Raw genomic sequence first — 17,229 nt, 5'->3', positions numbered from 1 at the left:
CCCCGGCGGCGCAGGACAGGAAGAAGGTAGACGGTGACGGACGAGACCCCCGGTCCCGACATGACGGACGGCGCCCCGGACGGCGAGGCGATCGACACGACCGACGGTGCGGTGACGGTGCAGCACGGCCGCATCGACCAGGTGGACCTGCAGCTGGAGATGCAGCGCAGCTACCTCGACTACGCGATGAGCGTCATCGTCGGTCGCGCGCTCCCCGACGTGCGGGACGGCCTCAAGCCGGTGCACCGCCGCGTGCTCTACGCGATGTACGACGGCGGCTACCGCCCCGACCGCGCGTACTCGAAGTGCTCGCGCGTCGTGGGCGACGTCATGGGCAAGTTCCACCCGCACGGTGACACGGCGATCTACGACACCCTCGTGCGCCTGGTGCAGGACTGGGTGCTGCGGTACCCGCTCGTCGCCGGGCAGGGGAACTTCGGCTCGCCCGGCAACGACCCGGCCGCCGCTCCCCGGTACACCGAGTGCCGCATGGCCCCGCTGGCCATGGAGATGGTCCGGGACATCGAGAAGAACACGGTCGACTTCCAGGACAACTACGACGGCCGCACGCAGGAGCCCGTCGTCCTGCCCGCCCGCTTCCCGAACCTCCTGGTCAACGGCTCCGCCGGCATCGCGGTGGGCATGGCGACCAACATCCCGCCGCACAACCTGCGCGAGGTCGCCGAGGGCGTGCGCTGGCACCTCGCCAACCCGGACGCGTCGCGCGAGGAGCTCCTCGCCGCACTGATGCTCCGGATCAAGGGACCGGACTTCCCGACCGGCGCCACGATCCTCGGCACCAAGGGCATCGAGGAGGCGTACCGCACCGGCCGCGGTTCCATCACGATGCGTGCCGTCGTGAACGTCGAGGAGATCCAGAACCGGATCTGCCTCGTCATCACCGAGCTGCCCTACCAGGTCAACCCGGACAACCTTGCCAGCAAGATCGCGGACCTCGTCAACGACGGGAAGCTCGCCGGCATCGCGGACATCCGCGACGAGACGTCGGGCCGCACCGGCCAGCGCCTCGTCATCGTGCTCAAGCGCGACGCGATCGCCAAGGTCGTGCTGAACAACCTGTACAAGCACACGCCGCTGCAGTTCAGCTTCGGCGCGAACATGGTGGCGCTCGTCGACGACGTGCCGCGCACGCTCAGCCTCGACGCCTTCGTGCGGCACTGGACCACGCACCAGATCGAGGTCGTGCGTCGTCGCACCGAGTACCTGCTGGCCGAGGCCGAGCGTCAGATCCACATCCTGCGCGGCTACCTCAAGGCCCTCGACGCGCTGGACGAGGTCATCGCACTCATCCGCCGCTCCCCCGACGTCGAGGAGGCCCGCACCGGCCTCATGGAGCTGCTCGACGTCGACGAGCAGCAGGCCAACGCGATCCTGGCCCTGCAGCTGCGTCGACTCGCGGCCCTCGAGCGGCAGAAGATCATCGACGAGCACGACGGCCTGCAGCGCGAGATCGAGGACTACAAGGACATCCTCGCGAAGCCGGAGCGCCAGCGGACCATCGTCCAGGACGAGCTCGACGACATCGTCGCCCGCTACGGCGACGAGCGGCGCACCACGGTGCTGCCGTTCGACGGCGACATGTCGGTCGAGGACCTCATCCCCGAGGAGGAGGTCGTCGTCACGATCACGCGCGGCGGGTACGCCAAGCGCACGCGCTCGGACAGCTACCGGGCGCAGCGGCGCGGCGGCAAGGGCGTGCGCGGCGCCGCGCTGCGCGAGGACGACATCGTCGAGCACTTCTTCGTCACGACGACGCACCACTGGCTGCTGTTCTTCACGAACCTGGGCCGCGTGTACCGCGCCAAGGGCTACGAGCTGCCCGAGGGCGGTCGCGACGCCAAGGGCCAGCACGTGGCGAACATGCTGGCGTTCCAGCCCGGCGAGCACATCGCGCAGGTGCTCGACCTGCCGGACTACGAGGCCGCGGACTACCTGGTGCTCGCCACGCGCCGCGGGCTCGTGAAGAAGACCCGCCTCGGCGAGTACAACTCGCCGCGCTCGGGCGGCCTCATCGCGATCAACCTGCGCGAGGACGACGAGGGGCATCCCGACGAGCTCGTCGCGGCGCGCCTCGTGAACGCGGACGACCACCTCATCCTCGTGTCGCGTAAGGGCCAGTCGATCCGCTTCCCCGCCGACGACGACACGCTGCGCCCGATGGGCCGCGCGACGTCCGGCGTCACCGGCATGAAGTTCCGCGAGGAGGACGAGCTGCTCAACGCGGACGTCGTCACGCCGGGGACGGACCTGTTCGTCGTGACCGAGGGCGGCTTCGCGAAGCGCACCGCGATCACGGAGTACCGCGTCCAGGGTCGCGCCGGCTACGGCATCAAGGTCGCCAACCTGGTCGAGGCTCGTGGAGACCTCGTGGGGGCCTTGGTCACGGAGGCGGACGACGAGGTGCTGGTCATCATGGAGCGTGGCAAGATCGTGCGCTCGGCGGTCGCGGAGGTGAACCTCACCGGCCGCACCACGCAGGGCGTGACGTTCGCCAAGCCCGACCGCGGGGACCGCATCATCGCCGTCGCCCGCAACGTCGAACGTCGGGACGTCGACGAGGCAAGCGGCGACGAGTCGGTTAGCGTGGACGAGCATGCCGCCGACGAGCAGACCACGAGCGGGGACGAGGACTGATGACGGAGAACAGCGCGTCGACCCGGGCGTCGGCGCCTCCCACGCGGGAGGCGGAGATCGACGAGTCGACCCACCGCCGCAGCCCGGCAGCGGGCGCGGCGCCGATCGGCGTCGTCCGCGTCGGCGAGGTGCCGGCCCCGCCTGCCCCACCGGTCGCCGCCCCGGCGCCCGCTCCCTCGGTCGCCCCGGACGGCACCGCCGTCCAGGGCGCGTCGCCCGTCAAGGAGGGCGCGGTGAAGGCGGCCGCCGCCGCGCTCGCCGCCGCACGGAGCGCGGCGAAGAAGGTCCAGTCGGTCATGCCGGACGCCCAGGGCAAGGGGCAGGACGGCGCGGGCAGCACGAGCGGCACGGGCACGACCAAGAGCGCCGCGAAGCCCGCCGAGCCGCGCCCGGAGATGCACTACTCGGCCGGCGGCGTGCACGGGACGGCAGCCCCCGCCGCCGCGGCTCCCGTGGGGAGCCCGATGGTCGGGGCCGTCCAGCCCGGTGCCGGCGCGCGCCGCGTGCGGCTGTCGGTCTCCCGGGTCGACCCGTGGTCGATCATGAAGCTCGCGTTCCTGCTGTCCGTCGCGATCGGCTTCATCACCGTCGTCGCGACGATGGTGGTCTGGTACGTGCTCAACGACATGGGCACGTTCGCGAAGATCCAGGGCTTCCTGAGCGAGACGATCGGCCCGCAGGCCGTGAACCTCATGCAGTTCATCGAGTTCGACCGCGTCGTCTCGTTGTCGGTGCTGATCGCCATCGTCAACGTGGTGCTGCTGACCGCGCTCGCCACGATCATGGCCATCCTGTACAACATCACGGCCGCACTCGTCGGCGGCGTGCACCTCACGCTGACGGACGAATGAACCCCGTCCCGACCGGGACCGACGTCACACCGCGTGACGGCTCTCCCGGTTTGGGAACGGACCCGCGCGTACGGTAATGTTCCGTGCTGCACGCGCTCCCTCGTGGGGGCGCGCTCGGGGCTATAGCTCAGACGGTTAGAGCGCTTCCCTGATAAGGAAGAGGTCGGAGGTTCAAGTCCTCCTAGCCCCACTCCAGGCCACCTCAGGCCCGGGCCCGAGACGCACGACGACGGTCGTGACGAGGAGGCAGAAGATGAAGAAGCTGTTCGTCCTCCTGCTCGCGCTGGGCGCGGGATACCTGGTCTGGCGCCGTCTCAACGAGGACTCGGCCGACCGGGACCTGTGGTCCGAGGTCACCGACACCATCGACTGAGAACGCCCGGCCCGTCTGACGAGGCCGCCAGGGGCCATGGCGCAATTGGTAGCGCACCTGCTTTGCAAGCAGGGGGTTAGGGGTTCGAGTCCCCTTGGCTCCACCACCGAAGACCCCGTACGCCCGTCGGCGTGCGGGGTCTCGTCGTTCGGCGACGAGCGCGCCCGGAGGTGTTGAGCTCAGGCGCCCGGTCCCGCATGGTGGATGGTGGGCCGCCGATCGGCCGGCCGTCACGACGAGAGGGTCACGATGACGCTCTACCTGCTGTCCGTGCCGCACGACTCCGAGAGCGAACCCACGATGGCGACGATGGACCCGGCGGAGCTGGAGGCGACGCTCGCGGCGGTGGGCGCCTTCAACGAGTCGCTGGAGGCCGCGGACGCGCTCCGGTTCGCCGGCGGGCTGCACCCGCCGAGCACGGCCACGACGATCGACGGTTCCGGTGAGGTGGCGACCGTCTCCCCCGGTCCGTTCGTGGAGGCCCCGGAGTACCTCGGCGGCCTCTGGGTGATCGAGGCGGCGGACGACGCAGCGGCCATCGCGTGGGGCACGCTGGCTGCCGAGGCGCTCGGCGGCCGGGTCGAGGTCCGCGCCTTCCAGGACGTGCCGCAGGTCTGAGCCCGGGGACGCCGCAGGGCCCCGTCCCTGTGGACGAGGCCCTGCGGTGATCGGTGCGGTGCCGTCCCGGGGACGGCGAGCTGGTCAGGCCTTGTCGCCCTCCCCCGCATCCTTCGCGGCGTCGGCGACGTCCCCGGCGGCGTCCTCCGTCTTGCGGGCGGCGGAGCGCGTACGGTTCGTGGCCTTCTTGGCGGCGTCGGTCGCCTTGTCCTTGGCCTTGTCCACGGCCTCGGTGACCTCCTCGCCGAGCTCGGCGGCCTTCTCGGAGGCGCGCTCGGCGGCCTCGCGACCCTTCGCGACGGCGTGCCCCGCGGCCTCGCCGACGGCCTCCGCCGCGTCGGCGACGGCGTGCCGCGCGTCTCGCGCCGCGCCGTCGTAGTCGGGTCCGGACTGCTGCTCCCACGGCTCGGCCCACGGGTCGTTCTGCGGCTGGGCCCGGCGCCAGAAGGCGTAGCCGGCCACGGCCGCCCCGGCGAGTGCGAGGAACCAGAACAGCCCCTTGCCCTTGCCGGACTTCTCGGCCTCCTTGGCGGCCTTCTCCGCCGCCTTCTCGGCGGCGGCCTGGGCCTTGGCGGCCTCCTTGGCCGCCTTCTTCGCGGCCTTCTTGCCCGCACGACCGGCCTTCTCCGCGGCGTCGCGCGCGGCGTCCGCCGCCAGGACACCGGCCGCACCCGCGGCCGCCCCGGCGCGCGTCGCGGCCTCGTTGAACGCGGAGACGACCCGCGGCAGGTAGTCGTCCACGATCTTGTCGTGCGCGGTGTCCACGAGCGGGCCCGCCTTGTCGGCGGCCTTCTCGACCCGCGGCGCCGCCGCGAGCACGCTCTCGCGCCACGCCTTCTCGGCGCGTGGCACGAGCCACTCGAGGAAGGAGTCGACGCGCGGCTCGGCCCAGTCCTTGGCCTGGTTCGCGGCGTCCTTCGCCCCACCGGCGGCACGGGCGCCGACGTCGACCAGGACGGCGGCCGCCTCGGTCGCGGAGCCCTTGAGCTTCTCGGTGTCGATGTCGTTGATCGTCGAGCTCACCTTGTCGGAGACCTTCGAGGAGAGCTTCTCGGCCTGGTCCTTGGCAGCATCCTTGACGCTGTCGCCCACGTTCTTTCGCACCATGGACCCACTGTGCCACCAGGTGCCCTGGCCTGCAGCGCTACGCGCGGGCCGCGTCGTGAGAGTCCAGGGAAGGGAGAGTGAGAGGATGAGGGCATGTTCGCAACCCTCCACACCACCGCCGGTGACATCCGCATCGAGCTGCTGCCGAACCACGCGCCCAAGACCGTCGCGAACTTCGTCGGGCTGGCCAAGGGCACCACGACGTGGACGGACCCGGCCACGGGCGCCGAGCGCAACGACCCTCTGTACGACGGCGTGATCTTCCACCGCGTCATCGACAACTTCATGATCCAGGGCGGGGACCCGCTGGGCACCGGCACCGGTGGCCCCGGCTACACCTTCGACGACGAGATCCACCCCGAGCTCCAGTTCGACGACAAGTACATCCTCGCGATGGCGAACGCCGGCAAGCGCCGCAACCCCGTCACGGGCGCCGTCGAGGGCACCAACGGCTCGCAGTTCTTCATCACCACCGGCGCCACGCCGTGGCTGAACGGCAAGCACAGCATCTTCGGCAAGGTGGCCGACGACGAGTCGCGCGCCGTCGTCGACGCGATCGGCACCACGCCGACCCGCCCCGGCGACCGTCCCGTCCAGGACATCGTCATCAACAGCGTGACCATCGAGGACTGAGCTCCGGTCCAGGCCACGGTCGGGGTCGAGAATCTCGACGCAGTCCCGTTCACGCGCCCCAGGGGGCGCGCCACGTCGGGAAAGAGCGTACTGCGACGAGATTCTCGACCCCGACCTCTCTCTCGCCTCACGGAGGGCTGACCCATCTCGACCCCAACTCCCGGTCCGCAGCCGACGGCTCCTCCCGTGTGCCCGCGGCACCCCGACCGTGTGTCCTACGTGCGCTGCCAGCGCTGCGGGCGGCCGACGTGCCCCGAGTGCCAACGACCTGCCGCCGTCGGGATCCAGTGCGTCGACTGCGTCAAGGAGGCGTCGCGCGCGGTGCCGAGCGCCCGGACGATGTTCGGCGGCACGGTCCGTGGCGGGCGGCCGGTCGTCACGCTGACGATCGTCGGCCTGTGCGTGGTGAGCTGGGTGCTGCAGCTCGTCACGGGCGGCGAGTGGACGCAGCGGTGGGCCTTCGCCCCCTCGGTGGGGCTCGACGAGCCGTGGCGGTTCCTCACCGCCGCGTTCCTGCACTCCACCAGCCCGCTGCACATCCTGTTCAACATGTACGCGCTGTGGCTCACCGGCCCGTTCCTCGAGCAGGCGTTCGGACGCGGCCGCTTCATCGCGCTCTACGTGCTGTCCGCGATCGCGGGGTCCGTGGGCTACCTGCTGCTCGCCGACCCGACGAGCTACTCCTGGATCACCGCCGTCGTGGGTGCCTCCGGGGCCGTCTTCGGGCTGTTCGGCGCGATCATCCCGGTCCTGCGCCGCACCGGGCGCAGCGCCGCGCAGATCGTCGTGCTCATCGCCATCAACATGGCGATCCCGTTCTTCGTCGGCGGGATCGCGTGGCAGGCGCACCTGGGCGGCCTGGCGGTCGGTCTGGCGATGGGTGCCGGGTTCGCCTTCGCGCCCCGCGAGCGGCAGGCGCTCGTGGGGTGGCTGGTCCCGGCGGGCGTGGCCGTCGTCCTCGTCGCCGCGACCCTGTGGAAGTACGCCTCGGTGGGGATGCTCTGAGCGCCGCCCACAGGGTTGTCCACAGGTGTGGAACGAACTACACGGGTGGAAGACCCGGCGTCAGCGCCAGCGGGTGGTGAGCCCGAAGCCCGCGATGATCAGCACGAACCCGACGGCGAGGTTCCAGGCGCCGAGCGCCGGGATCGGCAGGCCCAGCCCCTGCGCCGTGAGGTAGTACAGGACGATCCATGCGAGGCCCAGCAGCATGAGCGTGAGCATCGTCGGCACCAGCCAGCGCGGGTTGCCCTGCGGCTTCGCCTTCGGCGTCGCCGGCTGCTCGGCGGGCGTGCTCTTCTTCTTGCGGGACTTCGACTCGGGCACGGGGAGGTCTCCTGTCCGGACGGGTGGGCGGCGGCCGCGGGCCGGATGCCCGCCACCGTCGGCGATTCTGTCGACTAGCGTAGTCGTCAGCAGGCTCGAGAAGGACAGCCGCGACCGACCGGAGGGCCGATGAACCGCCGACTGCGCCAGAGCGCGACCGTCGCGTGCGTCCTCGCCGCGTCCGGGCTCCTCTTCACCGCCAGCGCGCAGCTCGCGGACACCAAGGACGGTCGCGACCCGCAGGACCTCGCCGAGCTCGTCACCACGGAGTCCGACCGCGTCGCGGGGCTCACCGACCGGATGAACGAGCTCGAGGCCGAGATCGACGACCTCGGCAAGCAGGCCGGCACGGACCTGCCCACGCGGAGCGCCGACCTCGTGGCCGACGAGTCGGTCGTCACGGGTGCCGCGCCGGTCTCGGGGCCCGGGCTGCGGGTGGCGCTCGACGACGCGCCCGCGTCCAGCCAGTCGATCAGCGGGGCGCGGCCGGACGACCTGGTCGTGCACCAGCAGGACGTGCAGCACGTCATCAACGCGCTGTGGGCGGGCGGGGCCGAGGCGATGACGCTGCAGGGCGAGCGCGTCACCGCGACGTCGGCGTTCCGCTGCTCCGGCAACATCCTGCTGCTGCACGGCAAGGTCTTCTCCCCGCCGTACGTGATCGAGGCCGTGGGCGACCCCCAGCAGCTCCGGGCGTCGCTGGACGCGGACCCGGGCGTCGCGATCTACCAGCAGTACGTCGACTGGGTCGCCCTCGGGTGGTCGGTCAAGGACGCGGGCACCCTCGAGCTCCCCGCCTACACCGGCAGCTCCGAGATGAAGTACGCGACCGTCCCCGCCGGCACGGACGTGTTCTCGTGAGCGCCGCGACCGTCGTGAGCTCCGCGCTGCCGGGCCGGCGATGGCGTGGCCGCCGTCCCGCCCCGCAGCCCGCCTGACCACTTCCCCGAAGCGAGACAGCCATGACCAGCCCCACCCCCACGACAGCCGGCCCGCGCATCCTCGTGGTCGACAACTACGACTCGTTCGTCTACACGATCGTCGGCTACCTGGACCAGCTCGGGGCGCGCACCGTCGTCGTGCGCAACGACGCGGTGCCCGAGCCCGACGCGGACGGCGTCTTCCACGACGCGGACGGCGCGCCCTTCGACGGCGTCCTCGTCTCCCCCGGCCCCGGCACACCGAAGGAGGCCGGCTCGTCGGAGGACGTCATCCGTGCGTGTGCGCGCTCCCGCACGCCGATGCTCGGCGTCTGCCTGGGCCACCAGGCCCTCGCGGAGGTGTACGGCGCCACGGTGGCGCACGCGCCAGAGCTCATGCACGGCAAGACCAGCCTGGTGGAGCACGGCGGCGAGGGCGTGCTCGACGGTCTGGCGTCGCCGTTCACAGCGACGCGCTATCACTCGCTCGCGGTGCTCCCGGAGAGCGTGCCCGCCGAGCTCGAGGTGACGGGCGCGACGGCGAGCGGCGTCGTCATGGGGCTGCAGCACCGCGAGCTGCCGCTGCACGGGGTGCAGTTCCACCCCGAGTCGGTGCTCACCGAGGGCGGGCACCGGCTCCTCGCCAACTGGCTCGCCGTGTGCGGAGACGACGGCGCGGTGGAGCGGTCCGCCGGCATGGCGCCGCTGGTGCACCAGGGCTGACGCCACCACGCACGACGGAGCCCGCCGGGACCACGGTTCCGGCGGGCTCCGTCGTGCGTCTCGCTCAGTCGTCCAGGATGCCGAGCGGGTCGCCCGCGTCGTCGGTCGCGCCGTCCGTGGGGTCGCCGGACGGATCGCCCGTGGGCGTCTCCTCCGCCTCCGGCCCGCTGGACACCACGACGGCGACGTTCGAGCCGACCTCGGCCTCGCCACCCTCCGGGTCCTGGGAGATCACGGTGCCGTTCGGCACGTCGTCCGAGGGCTCGAAGGTGATCTGCGGGTTCAGGCTCGCGCCGCTGATAGCGGCCTGGGCGTCGGCAGCAGTCTGCCCGACCACGTTCGGCACCGTCGTCATCTCCGGGGCCTTCTTCTTGGCGATGACGATCGAGACGCCGCTCCCCTGCGGCACCGAGCCGGCCTGCGGGCTCTGGCGGATCACCGTGCCCGGTTTCTCGTCGCTCTCCTCCGTGCTGGTCTCGGAGTTGAGCCCGAGGTTGGTGATGGTCTCCTTGGCCTTGTCCTCCGTCATGCCCAGCAGGTTCGGCAGGTCGACCTGACCGGTGGAGACCACGATGTCGACGGCCGATCCTTCGCTGACCGCCTGGCCCTCGGCCGGGTCGGACTTGATGACGTGGTCCTTCTCGACGCTCTTGCTGTTCTCCTGCGAGACGTCGCCGAGGGTCAGCTTCGCCTTCTCGAGCTCGTCGGAGGCCTCGTCCTCCGTCATGCCCGAGAGGTCGGGCACCGCGACGGTGTCCGGGCCGGCGGAGAACGTCACAGTCACGGTGGTGCCGCGGTCCACCTCCGTGCCGCCGGTCGGGTTCTGGTCGAGGAACGTGTTCTCGGGCTCCGTGGACTCCGTGTCGGTCGCCTGCTCGTACTCGAGCCCCGCGGCCGTGATCGCGCGCTCCGCCTCGGCGGGGGTGACGTTGGACTGGAGCTCGGGCACGGTCGTCTTGGCCTCGGCGCCGTTCATGACGAGGAACGTGATGATCGCGGCCAGCGCGACGGCGCCGATCGCGATGAGCGTCCACATGAGCCCCTTGCGGCTCTTCTTCTCGTCGTCAGGTTCGCCGTTCGCGCCCTGCACCCCGGTGGTGCCCCACTGCGACGTGCTCGCGGGGTCCATCACCTGGGTGCCCTGGGGCTGGCCCATGACCTGCGTCGCCGCGGCGCCGGCGGCGGCCGCACCGAGGAGCGGCGCGGTGACGTCGCCGCCGCGCAGCGCCGTCTCGAGGTCCGCGCGGAACTCCGCCGCCGTCGAGTAGCGGGCGTCCCGGTCCTTCGTGAGGGCCTTGAGCACGATGCGGTCGAGCACCTCGGGCACGTCCGAGGCGAGCTCGCTGGGGCGCTGCGGCGCCTGCCCGACGTGCTGGTACGCCACGGCGACCGGGGAGTCGCCCATGAACGGCGGGCGCCCGGTGAGCAGCTCGAACAGCACGCAGCCCGTGGAGTACAGGTCGCTGCGGGCGTCCACGGTCTCGCCGCGGGCCTGCTCGGGCGACAGGTACTGGGCCGTGCCGATGACGGCGTGCGTCTGCGTCATCGTCGCGGCGGAGTCAGCCATCGCGCGGGCGATGCCGAAGTCCATCACCTTGACCGCACCCGTGGGCGTGATCATCACGTTCGCGGGCTTGATGTCGCGGTGCACGATGCCGGCCTGGTGCGAGTACTCCAGCGCGCTGAGGATGCCCGCCGTGATCTCGACGGCCTCCTCGATCGGCACGGCCGCGCCGTCCTGCAGGATGTCGCGGACCGTGTGCCCCTCGACGTACTCCATGACGATGAACGGGACGTGCACGGACGCGCCCTGCGTGTCCGTGTGCGTGTCCTCGCCGGTGTCGTAGACGGCGACGATGGCGGGGTGGTTCAGCGCGGCGGCAGACTGGGCCTCGCGACGGAACCGCGCCAGGAAGGACGGGTCGCGGGCGAGGTCGGACCGCAGCACCTTGATCGCGACGGTGCGACCCAGGCGCGTGTCGTGCCCGATGTGCACCTCGGCCATGCCGCCGCGGCCGATGAGCTCACCGACCTCGTAGCGGCCGGCGAGTACCCGGGGCGTGTTGTCCACCACTCAGAAGTCCTTCTCGGTCATGGCCGCGCGCGGGGCGCGCGGCGTGTCTCGGAGCATCATCCCAGAGGAGGGACGCGCACCCGTGCGGGAGGGGCGGGAGACCGCGAGGGCCGGTCCCACCAGGAGGGCCGCCGCGTGGCCCTCGGCGTCGGCCGCCATGGCCTGCACGAGGGTGGCGAGCAGCAGGACGACGAGGAGGCCGAGCAGCGCGATCAACGGCCAGGAGAGGCGTCCGAGCGGGCCGAAGCGCTGGCCCGTCGAGGTCGACGTGCGGCGCGCCGGCTTGGCCTCGGGCGCGGAGCGCGACGTCGAACGGCTCCGGGTGCCGGTCGACGGGGCCTTGCGCACCGGGGGACGGCGGGCGTCGTGGGTGCCGGCGCGCACCTCGCGGCGCCGCGGGTACGCACGTCCGGCGGCGAGGCCGTCGACCGGGGTCTGCGGGGTGGGCTCGTCGCCGGGGACGACCGCCGCGGGCTCGGCGGGCGTCGCACGCTCGTCCTCGGACGGCGTCACCGCAGTCCACGCGACCGGCATCGCGGCCGACGGCGGGGTGGAAGGGCTCCCAGGGCCGGCAGGAGCGGCAGGTCCGGCGGGTCGTGGCGCCGTGGGCGCGGCGTGCGCGGGGACGGCACGCGCCGGGCGGGCGCCCTGGCGCGCCGCCGCGGCACGCCGCGCGGACCGGGACCGGGCGCCGAGCGGGTCCTCCGCGATCTCGCGGGCGAGCGAGTCGAGCTCCCCCGCGAGGGCGGCGGCCGATTCGGGCCGACGCGACGGGTCCTTCTCGAGCATGCGCCCGATGACGTCCGCGAGCCCAGGGTGCACGTGCGTGGGCAGCGGCGGGACCGGCGCGTTGACGTGCGCGACGGCGATGTCGACCGGCGTCGAGCCCGTGAACGGGCGCTTGCCCGCCGTCGCCTCGTACGCGACGACCCCGAGCGCGTAGACGTCGGACGCCGCCGTCGCGGGCTGCCCCACCGCCTGCTCGGGCGACAGGTACTGCGCCGTGCCCATGACCATGCCGGTCGCCGTCATGGGGGCCTGGTTGGCGGCGAGCGAGACGCCGAAGTCGGTGATCTTCACGCTGCCGCCGTGCTCCAGCAGGATGTTGCCGGGCTTGACGTCGCGGTGCACGACCTTGGCCAGGTGCGCGTGGTGCAGCCCCCGCGCCGTGGCGGCGAGGATCGGCAGCAGCTTGCGGGGCGCGACGACGGGCTCGCGCTCGAGCAGGTCGGCCAGCGGCTCGCCCAGCACCAGCTCCATGACGAGGAAGCCGGCGCCGTCCTGCTCGCCGTAGTCGTACATCTGCGCGATGTTCGGGTGCGACAGGGCGGCGCTGTTGCGCGCCTCCGTGCGCAGGCGGCGCAGGAAGTCCTCGTTGCCGGTGTACTCCTCGCGGAGCACCTTCACCGCGACCTCGCGGCCCAGGTAGCCGTCGTCGGCAACCCAGACCTCGCCCATGCCGCCGATGGCGATACGGCGCGTGAGGCGGTACCGCTCGCCGAGCGCGAGCCCCGTGGCCGGCCTCATCCGTTCAGCACCGCTTCCATGACGGCCTTGGCGATCGGCGCGGAGACCGAGCCGCCGGTGGCCTGGCCGCCGAGGTCGCCGCCGTTCTTGACGACGACGGCGACCGCGACCTGCGGGTCCTCCGCCGGCGCGAAGCCGGTGAACCACACGTGCGGCGGCTGGGAGTTGTCGCCGTGCTGGGCGGTGCCGGTCTTGCCGGCGACGGTGACGCCGGGGATCTGGGCGCTCGTACCCGACCCGGACTCGACGACGCTCTTCATCATGTCCGTGAGCTGGCCCGCGGTCTTCTCCGAGACGGCGCGGCCGAGGCTCGACGGCGAGGTCTCACGGACCACCTCGAGCTGCGGGTCCCGCACGGTGTCCACCGAGAAGGGCTGCATGACCTCGCCGCCGTTCGCGATCGCCGCGGAGATCATGGCGACCTGCAGCGGCGTGGTGGCGACGCTGCCCTGGCCGATGCCGGACAGCTCGACCTGCGCCGTGTTCATCTCGTCCGGGTCCGGGTCGTACTGGCTCGCCGCGGTCGAGAACGGGACCTCGAACCGCCTGCCGACCCCGAACTTCTCGGCCTGCTCGTTCATCGCATCGGCGCCGAGCTCGCCGCCCAGGCCGAGGAAGGCGGTGTTGCAGGAGATCCGCAGAGCGTCGGCCAGCGTCATCTTCCCCGACGACGCGCACGACGTGCCGGCGAAGTTGCCGACCTGCGTGTTCGTGCCCGTCAGGGTGTACGAGGACGGCGCGTCGATCACCGTGTCAGGCGTGTAGTCGCCGCTCTCGAGCGCAGCGGCGGTCGTGACGAGCTTGAACGTCGACCCGGGGGGCGGGTTCCAGGACGTCGCGCGGTTCACCAGCGGTTCGTCGTCGTCGTTGAGCAGGTCGGTGTACGCCTGCCCGGCCTTCTTGGTGGAGTGCGACGCGAGGTCGTTGGGGTCGAAGGACGGCTTGGACACCATCGCGAGGACGGCGCCCGTCTTGGGGTCGAGGGCGACGACGGCGCCCTCCTGGTCGCCCAGGGCGTCCCACGCGGCCTTCTGCGCATTCGGGTCGATGGTGAGCTCGACGGACGAGCCCTCCGGGTCGCTACCGGTGAGCAGGTTCTGCAGGCGGTCCACCCAGAGGGCGTCGGCCTGCCCGTTGAGGTAGTCGTTCTCCGCGTGCTCGATCGCCGTCGTGCCGTTGGCCAGCGAGAAGAACCCGGTGAGCGGCGAGTAGAGCTTGCCGTTCGTGTACTCGCGCTGGTAGCCGAACTCGTCGTCGACGGGCTTGGACAGCGCGACGGCCTCGCCGCCGACGACGATCGGGCCGCGGGCGCGCCCGTACTCGGCGTAGATCGAGCGGATGTTGCGGGTGTCGCTGTTCAGCTCGTCGGCGTGGAAGAACTGGATCCACGTGGTCGACACCATGAGCGCCAGGAACATGACCATGACGACGCTCGCGAGCCGGCGCAGGGTCGTGTTCACAGGTGCTCACCTCCAGTCGTTCCTCGGGGATCGTCGCGGCGCGGGTCCAGCGGCCCGCCGAACGCCTCGGTGGGGTGCGACGGCGTCGACCCGCGCGACGGCGCGTCCGCGGCCGACCGCCGGACGGGGACGCCGCCGCCCGGCGTCGTCCCGTCGTGCGCGCCGACCACGATGGGGTCGTGCATGCCGCCGCCCTGCGCGACCGTGCCGCGCATCGGCAGCGCCGACGGGCGCCTGGCGTTGTCGGAGACGCGCAGCAGCAGCGCGATGACGATCCAGTTGGCCAGCAGCGACGACCCGCCCTGCGCCATGAACGGCAGCGTCAGGCCGGTCAGCGGGATGATGCGCGTGATGCCGCCGACGACGACGAAGAGCTGCAGCGCCATGACGAACGCGAGACCGCCGGCCAGCAGCTTGCCGAAGCCGTCGCGCACCGCGATGGCGGTGCGCAGGCCGCGCTGCACGATGAGCAAGTACGTCAGCAGGATCGCGAGCAGGCCGGTGAGGCCGAGCTCCTCGCCCAGCGACGAGTAGATGAAGTCGGAGAAGGCGTACGGCACGAGGTACGGGTAGCCCTCGCCCCAGCCGGTGCCGAACAGGCCGCCCGCGGCCAGCGCGAACGTGCCCTGCACGATCTGGTAGGACCCGCCGACCGCGTTGTACAGCTCGTTGTCGAACGGGTGCAGCCACACGTCCATGCGCGCGCCGACGTGCGGGAACACGCTCGCGGCGACGAGCGCGCCGGCTGCGAACAGCACGAGCCCGATGAGCACCCAGCTGAAGCGCTCGGTGGCGAGGTACAGCATCGCGACGAACAGGCCGAAGAACAGCAGCGAGGTGCCGAGGTCGCGCTCGAAGACGAGGACGGCGAGGGACGCCGCCCACACGATGATGATCGGGCCGAGGTCGCGGATGCGCGGCAGCTGCAGGCCGAGCACCTTCTTGCCCGCGAGGGCAAGGGTGTCGCGGTTGGTCACGAGGTACCCGGCGAAGAAGATCGCGAACGCGATCTTGGCGAACTCGGCGGGCTGCAGGGAGAAGCCGGCGATGTTCACCCAGATGCGGGCGCCGTTGATCTCCCGACCGATGACGGGCATGAGCGGCAGCACGACGAGCCCGAGGCCCACGAGCATCGCCGTGTACGTGAGGCGGCGGATCCACCGGTGGTCGCGCAGGAACCAGACGAGGAGGATCGCGATGACCGCGCCGAGCGCGGTGTACATCATCTGCGACCAGGCGTCGGCGCCCTGGGTGTCCGCGAGCTCGAGCCGCAGGATCATGGCCAGGCCGAGGCCGTTGAGCAGCACCACGGCGGGCAGGATCACCTGGTCCGCCCACGGGGCGCGGAGACGCAGCACGACGTGCGCCGCCGCGGCGATGCCCACCAGGAGCAGGCTGACGGCCCAGAAGTCGCCGGGCAGCTCGCCCGTGACGCTGCGGCCGACCATCGCGAACGCGCTGATGCCCGCGGCCAGGGCGAGGATCAGCAGGAACAGCTCGGCCAGGCGGGCGGGACGGCGTTCGGTGGGCTCGACCGTGCGCCCGGCGGGGGTCTCGACGTCGACGCTCACCCCTTCGACCCCCCGTCGGCCTTGCTGTCGGCGTCGGCGGGCTGCTTCGTGGGCTTCGCGGTCGACGTGCTCTTCGAGGGGGACGGCGAGCTCGAGGGGCTCGCGGAGGGGGTGGGAGACGGTGACGGCTCGGGGGCGGCCTCGGCGATGAGCCGGTCCGCGCGCTCGCGAGCCTCGGCCTCGGACGACGCCCGGATGGACCCGTCGAGGCGGTCCGCCCAGTAGTCCGGCAGGTCGGAGACCGGGGTGCCGGTGAGCTCCACCGGGGTGGAGAGGGTCAGGGGGCCGGCGCTGGCCGGGATGCCCTGGAAGACCGCGACCTCGCCGTCGGCGACGCCGACGTAGTACTGCTCCTGCGTCCACCCGTACGCGCGCCACAGGCCGTACCCGACGCCGCCGAGCACCACGAGCACCACGAGCACCGTGATCCACGGACGGCGCTTGCGGGCGGGCCGCGCGTCGTCGTCGGTGTCGTCGTCCTCGGGGTCGTCCGGGCCGTCGGCCGCGCCCTGCTCGGTCGGCACGGGGTCGTCGGCCGGGTCGTCGGCCGGGGTCTGGAGGACCGCGGGGAGCTCGCCCGTGGCGGCCGCGCCCACGACCTGCGGCACGGTCGCGCCCTCGACCGGGGCCGCCGTCGCGCCCTCCGCCGCGGGGGCGTCGCCGTCCTCCACGACGTCGGCGACGACGACGGTGATGTTGTCGGTGCTGCCCGCCGTCATGGACAGGGTGATCAGCAGGTCGGCGGCCTCGTCGGGCGCCGCGGTCTCGGTGAGCACCTCGGTGATCTGCTCGGGCGAGACGAACCCGGAAAGCCCGTCGGAGCAGAGCAGCCACCGGTCGCCGGCGCGCGCCTCGCGCACCGACATGTCGGGCGTGAGGTCGACGTCGAAGTCGCCCAGCACCCGCATGACGACGTTGCGCTGCGGGTGGTGCTCCGCCTCCTCCGGCGAGATGCGGCCCGTGTCCACCAGGTGCTGCACGAAGGTGTGGTCCACCGTGACCTGCGTCAGGCGGCCGTCGCGCAGCAGGTAGGCGCGCGAGTCGCCGAGATGGGCCATCACCAGGGTGGTGCCCGTGTGCAGCAGGGCGGTGACAGTGGTGCCCATGCCGACCAGCTCCGGGTCGGCGTCGCTGACGCGCACCAGGTCCTGCCGGGCGCGCTCCACCGTGTGCTCGAGGTCGGTCAGCGCCTCCTCGGGGCCGTGCTCGGTGCGGTCGAGCGGGGCGAGGGCGGCGATCGCGAGGCGCGACGCGACGTCGCCGCCCGCGTGCCCGCCCATGCCGTCGGCGACGGCCAGCAGGTGCGGCCCGGCGTACGCGGAGTCCTGGTTGTTGGACCGCACGAGCCCGACGTCGGACCGCGCGGCGTAGCGCAGGGTGAGGGTCACGGA

General features: G+C 72.2%; 15 protein-coding genes and 2 tRNA genes. 10 read left to right on the top strand and 7 right to left on the bottom strand.

What is annotated here, in order from left to right; all coding sequences use genetic code 11:
- The first annotated feature begins 33 nt into the window (after positions 1-33).
- The 6 genes from gyrA to ACQP6G_RS03415 all read left to right on the top strand — a co-directional run bounded on the left by gyrA (position 34) and on the right by ACQP6G_RS03415 (position 4,497).
- Positions 34-2,655: a DNA gyrase subunit A gene (gyrA, locus tag ACQP6G_RS03440; RefSeq protein WP_429762803.1), complete on the top strand. Its 2,622-nt coding sequence runs from the start codon at positions 34-36 to the stop codon at positions 2,653-2,655.
- On the top strand, positions 2,655-3,506 hold the full coding sequence (locus tag ACQP6G_RS03435; RefSeq protein WP_429762802.1) for a DUF3566 domain-containing protein: 852 nt from the start codon (positions 2,655-2,657) through the stop codon (positions 3,504-3,506). Before gyrA ends, ACQP6G_RS03435 begins: the two co-directional genes overlap by 1 nt.
- Before the next feature lie 116 nt (positions 3,507-3,622).
- Positions 3,623-3,696 (top strand) — tRNA-Ile (locus ACQP6G_RS03430).
- 63 nt (positions 3,697-3,759) lie between these two features.
- The gene (locus ACQP6G_RS03425) at positions 3,760-3,879 is read left to right on the top strand and encodes a DLW-39 family protein (RefSeq protein WP_217700772.1); all 120 of its coding nucleotides are present in this window, start codon (positions 3,760-3,762) and stop codon (positions 3,877-3,879) included.
- Positions 3,880-3,909: 30 nt separating this feature from the next.
- Positions 3,910-3,985: transfer RNA gene (locus tag ACQP6G_RS03420), tRNA-Ala, on the top strand.
- 143 nt (positions 3,986-4,128) lie between these two features.
- On the top strand, positions 4,129-4,497 hold the full coding sequence (locus ACQP6G_RS03415) for a YciI family protein (RefSeq protein WP_429762801.1): 369 nt from the start codon (positions 4,129-4,131) through the stop codon (positions 4,495-4,497).
- A gap of 84 nt (positions 4,498-4,581) precedes the next feature.
- On the opposite strand, the gene ACQP6G_RS03410 is transcribed toward ACQP6G_RS03415, so the two are convergent.
- A complete protein-coding gene (locus ACQP6G_RS03410; protein ID WP_429762800.1) occupies positions 4,582-5,604 on the bottom strand; it encodes a hypothetical protein in 1,023 nt (340 codons plus the stop codon).
- A 93-nt stretch (positions 5,605-5,697) separates the two neighbouring features.
- Between ACQP6G_RS03410 and ACQP6G_RS03405 the strand changes: the two genes are divergently transcribed.
- Both ACQP6G_RS03405 and ACQP6G_RS03400 read left to right on the top strand, forming a co-directional pair.
- The gene (locus ACQP6G_RS03405) at positions 5,698-6,237 is read left to right on the top strand and encodes a peptidylprolyl isomerase (protein ID WP_429762799.1); all 540 of its coding nucleotides are present in this window, start codon (positions 5,698-5,700) and stop codon (positions 6,235-6,237) included.
- A gap of 321 nt (positions 6,238-6,558) precedes the next feature.
- On the top strand, positions 6,559-7,242 hold the full coding sequence (locus ACQP6G_RS03400; protein WP_429762798.1) for a rhomboid family intramembrane serine protease: 684 nt from the start codon (positions 6,559-6,561) through the stop codon (positions 7,240-7,242).
- A gap of 60 nt (positions 7,243-7,302) precedes the next feature.
- Here the strand turns inward: ACQP6G_RS03400 and ACQP6G_RS03395 are convergent, their stop codons facing one another.
- On the bottom strand, positions 7,303-7,563 hold the full coding sequence (locus ACQP6G_RS03395) for a cell division protein CrgA (protein ID WP_429762797.1): 261 nt from the start codon (positions 7,561-7,563) through the stop codon (positions 7,303-7,305).
- Positions 7,564-7,692: 129 nt separating this feature from the next.
- On the opposite strand from ACQP6G_RS03395, the gene ACQP6G_RS03390 reads away from it, so the two are divergent.
- Complete coding sequence (locus ACQP6G_RS03390) at positions 7,693-8,424, top strand: DUF881 domain-containing protein (protein ID WP_429762796.1); 732 nt, start codon at positions 7,693-7,695, stop codon at positions 8,422-8,424.
- A 101-nt stretch (positions 8,425-8,525) separates the two neighbouring features.
- The gene (locus ACQP6G_RS03385; protein WP_429762795.1) at positions 8,526-9,206 is read left to right on the top strand and encodes an aminodeoxychorismate/anthranilate synthase component II; all 681 of its coding nucleotides are present in this window, start codon (positions 8,526-8,528) and stop codon (positions 9,204-9,206) included.
- A gap of 64 nt (positions 9,207-9,270) precedes the next feature.
- Here the strand turns inward: ACQP6G_RS03385 and pknB are convergent, their stop codons facing one another.
- The 5 genes from pknB to ACQP6G_RS03360 are packed head-to-tail and all read right to left on the bottom strand — an operon-like array spanning position 9,271 to position 17,226.
- The gene (gene pknB, locus ACQP6G_RS03380; RefSeq protein ID WP_429762794.1) at positions 9,271-11,280 is read right to left on the bottom strand and encodes a Stk1 family PASTA domain-containing Ser/Thr kinase; all 2,010 of its coding nucleotides are present in this window, start codon (positions 11,278-11,280) and stop codon (positions 9,271-9,273) included.
- Positions 11,281-12,807: a serine/threonine-protein kinase gene (locus tag ACQP6G_RS03375; RefSeq protein ID WP_429762793.1), complete on the bottom strand. Its 1,527-nt coding sequence runs from the start codon at positions 12,805-12,807 to the stop codon at positions 11,281-11,283. It lies immediately after the preceding gene.
- Positions 12,804-14,267, bottom strand: coding sequence for a peptidoglycan D,D-transpeptidase FtsI family protein (locus ACQP6G_RS03370; protein WP_429762792.1), 1,464 nt, complete (start codon positions 14,265-14,267; stop codon positions 12,804-12,806). The genes ACQP6G_RS03375 and ACQP6G_RS03370 overlap by 4 nt, the downstream gene beginning before the upstream one ends.
- On the bottom strand, positions 14,264-15,838 hold the full coding sequence (locus ACQP6G_RS03365; RefSeq protein WP_429762791.1) for an FtsW/RodA/SpoVE family cell cycle protein: 1,575 nt from the start codon (positions 15,836-15,838) through the stop codon (positions 14,264-14,266). Before ACQP6G_RS03365 ends, ACQP6G_RS03370 begins: the two co-directional genes overlap by 4 nt.
- On the bottom strand, positions 15,835-17,226 hold the full coding sequence (locus tag ACQP6G_RS03360; protein ID WP_429762790.1) for a Stp1/IreP family PP2C-type Ser/Thr phosphatase: 1,392 nt from the start codon (positions 17,224-17,226) through the stop codon (positions 15,835-15,837). Before ACQP6G_RS03360 ends, ACQP6G_RS03365 begins: the two co-directional genes overlap by 4 nt.
- Positions 17,227-17,229 lie beyond the last annotated feature (3 nt).

The organism is Isoptericola nanjingensis (genome assembly GCF_050311635.1).
In the GTDB taxonomy this organism is placed as follows: Bacteria; Actinomycetota; Actinomycetes; order Actinomycetales; family Cellulomonadaceae; genus Isoptericola; species Isoptericola nanjingensis.
The sequence above is the reverse complement of the archived record's forward strand: the minus strand, read 5'-3'. Positions and strand labels throughout refer to the sequence as shown.

Bases quoted from the DNA above. Each gene is read 5' to 3' on its own strand.
- ACQP6G_RS03390 (WP_429762796.1), top strand. From the start codon at position 7,693: ATGAACCGCCGACTGCGCCAGAGCGCGACCGTCGCGTGCGTCCTCGCC.
- ACQP6G_RS03405 (WP_429762799.1), top strand. From the start codon at position 5,698: ATGTTCGCAACCCTCCACACCACCGCCGGTGACATCCGCATCGAGCTG.
- ACQP6G_RS03410 (WP_429762800.1), bottom strand. From the start codon at position 5,604: ATGGTGCGAAAGAACGTGGGCGACAGCGTCAAGGATGCTGCCAAGGAC.
- ACQP6G_RS03415 (WP_429762801.1), top strand. From the start codon at position 4,129: ATGACGCTCTACCTGCTGTCCGTGCCGCACGACTCCGAGAGCGAACCC.
- ACQP6G_RS03435 (WP_429762802.1), top strand. From the start codon at position 2,655: ATGACGGAGAACAGCGCGTCGACCCGGGCGTCGGCGCCTCCCACGCGG.
- ACQP6G_RS03375 (WP_429762793.1), bottom strand. From the start codon at position 12,807: ATGAGGCCGGCCACGGGGCTCGCGCTCGGCGAGCGGTACCGCCTCACG.
- ACQP6G_RS03385 (WP_429762795.1), top strand. From the start codon at position 8,526: ATGACCAGCCCCACCCCCACGACAGCCGGCCCGCGCATCCTCGTGGTC.
- ACQP6G_RS03425 (WP_217700772.1), top strand. From the start codon at position 3,760: ATGAAGAAGCTGTTCGTCCTCCTGCTCGCGCTGGGCGCGGGATACCTG.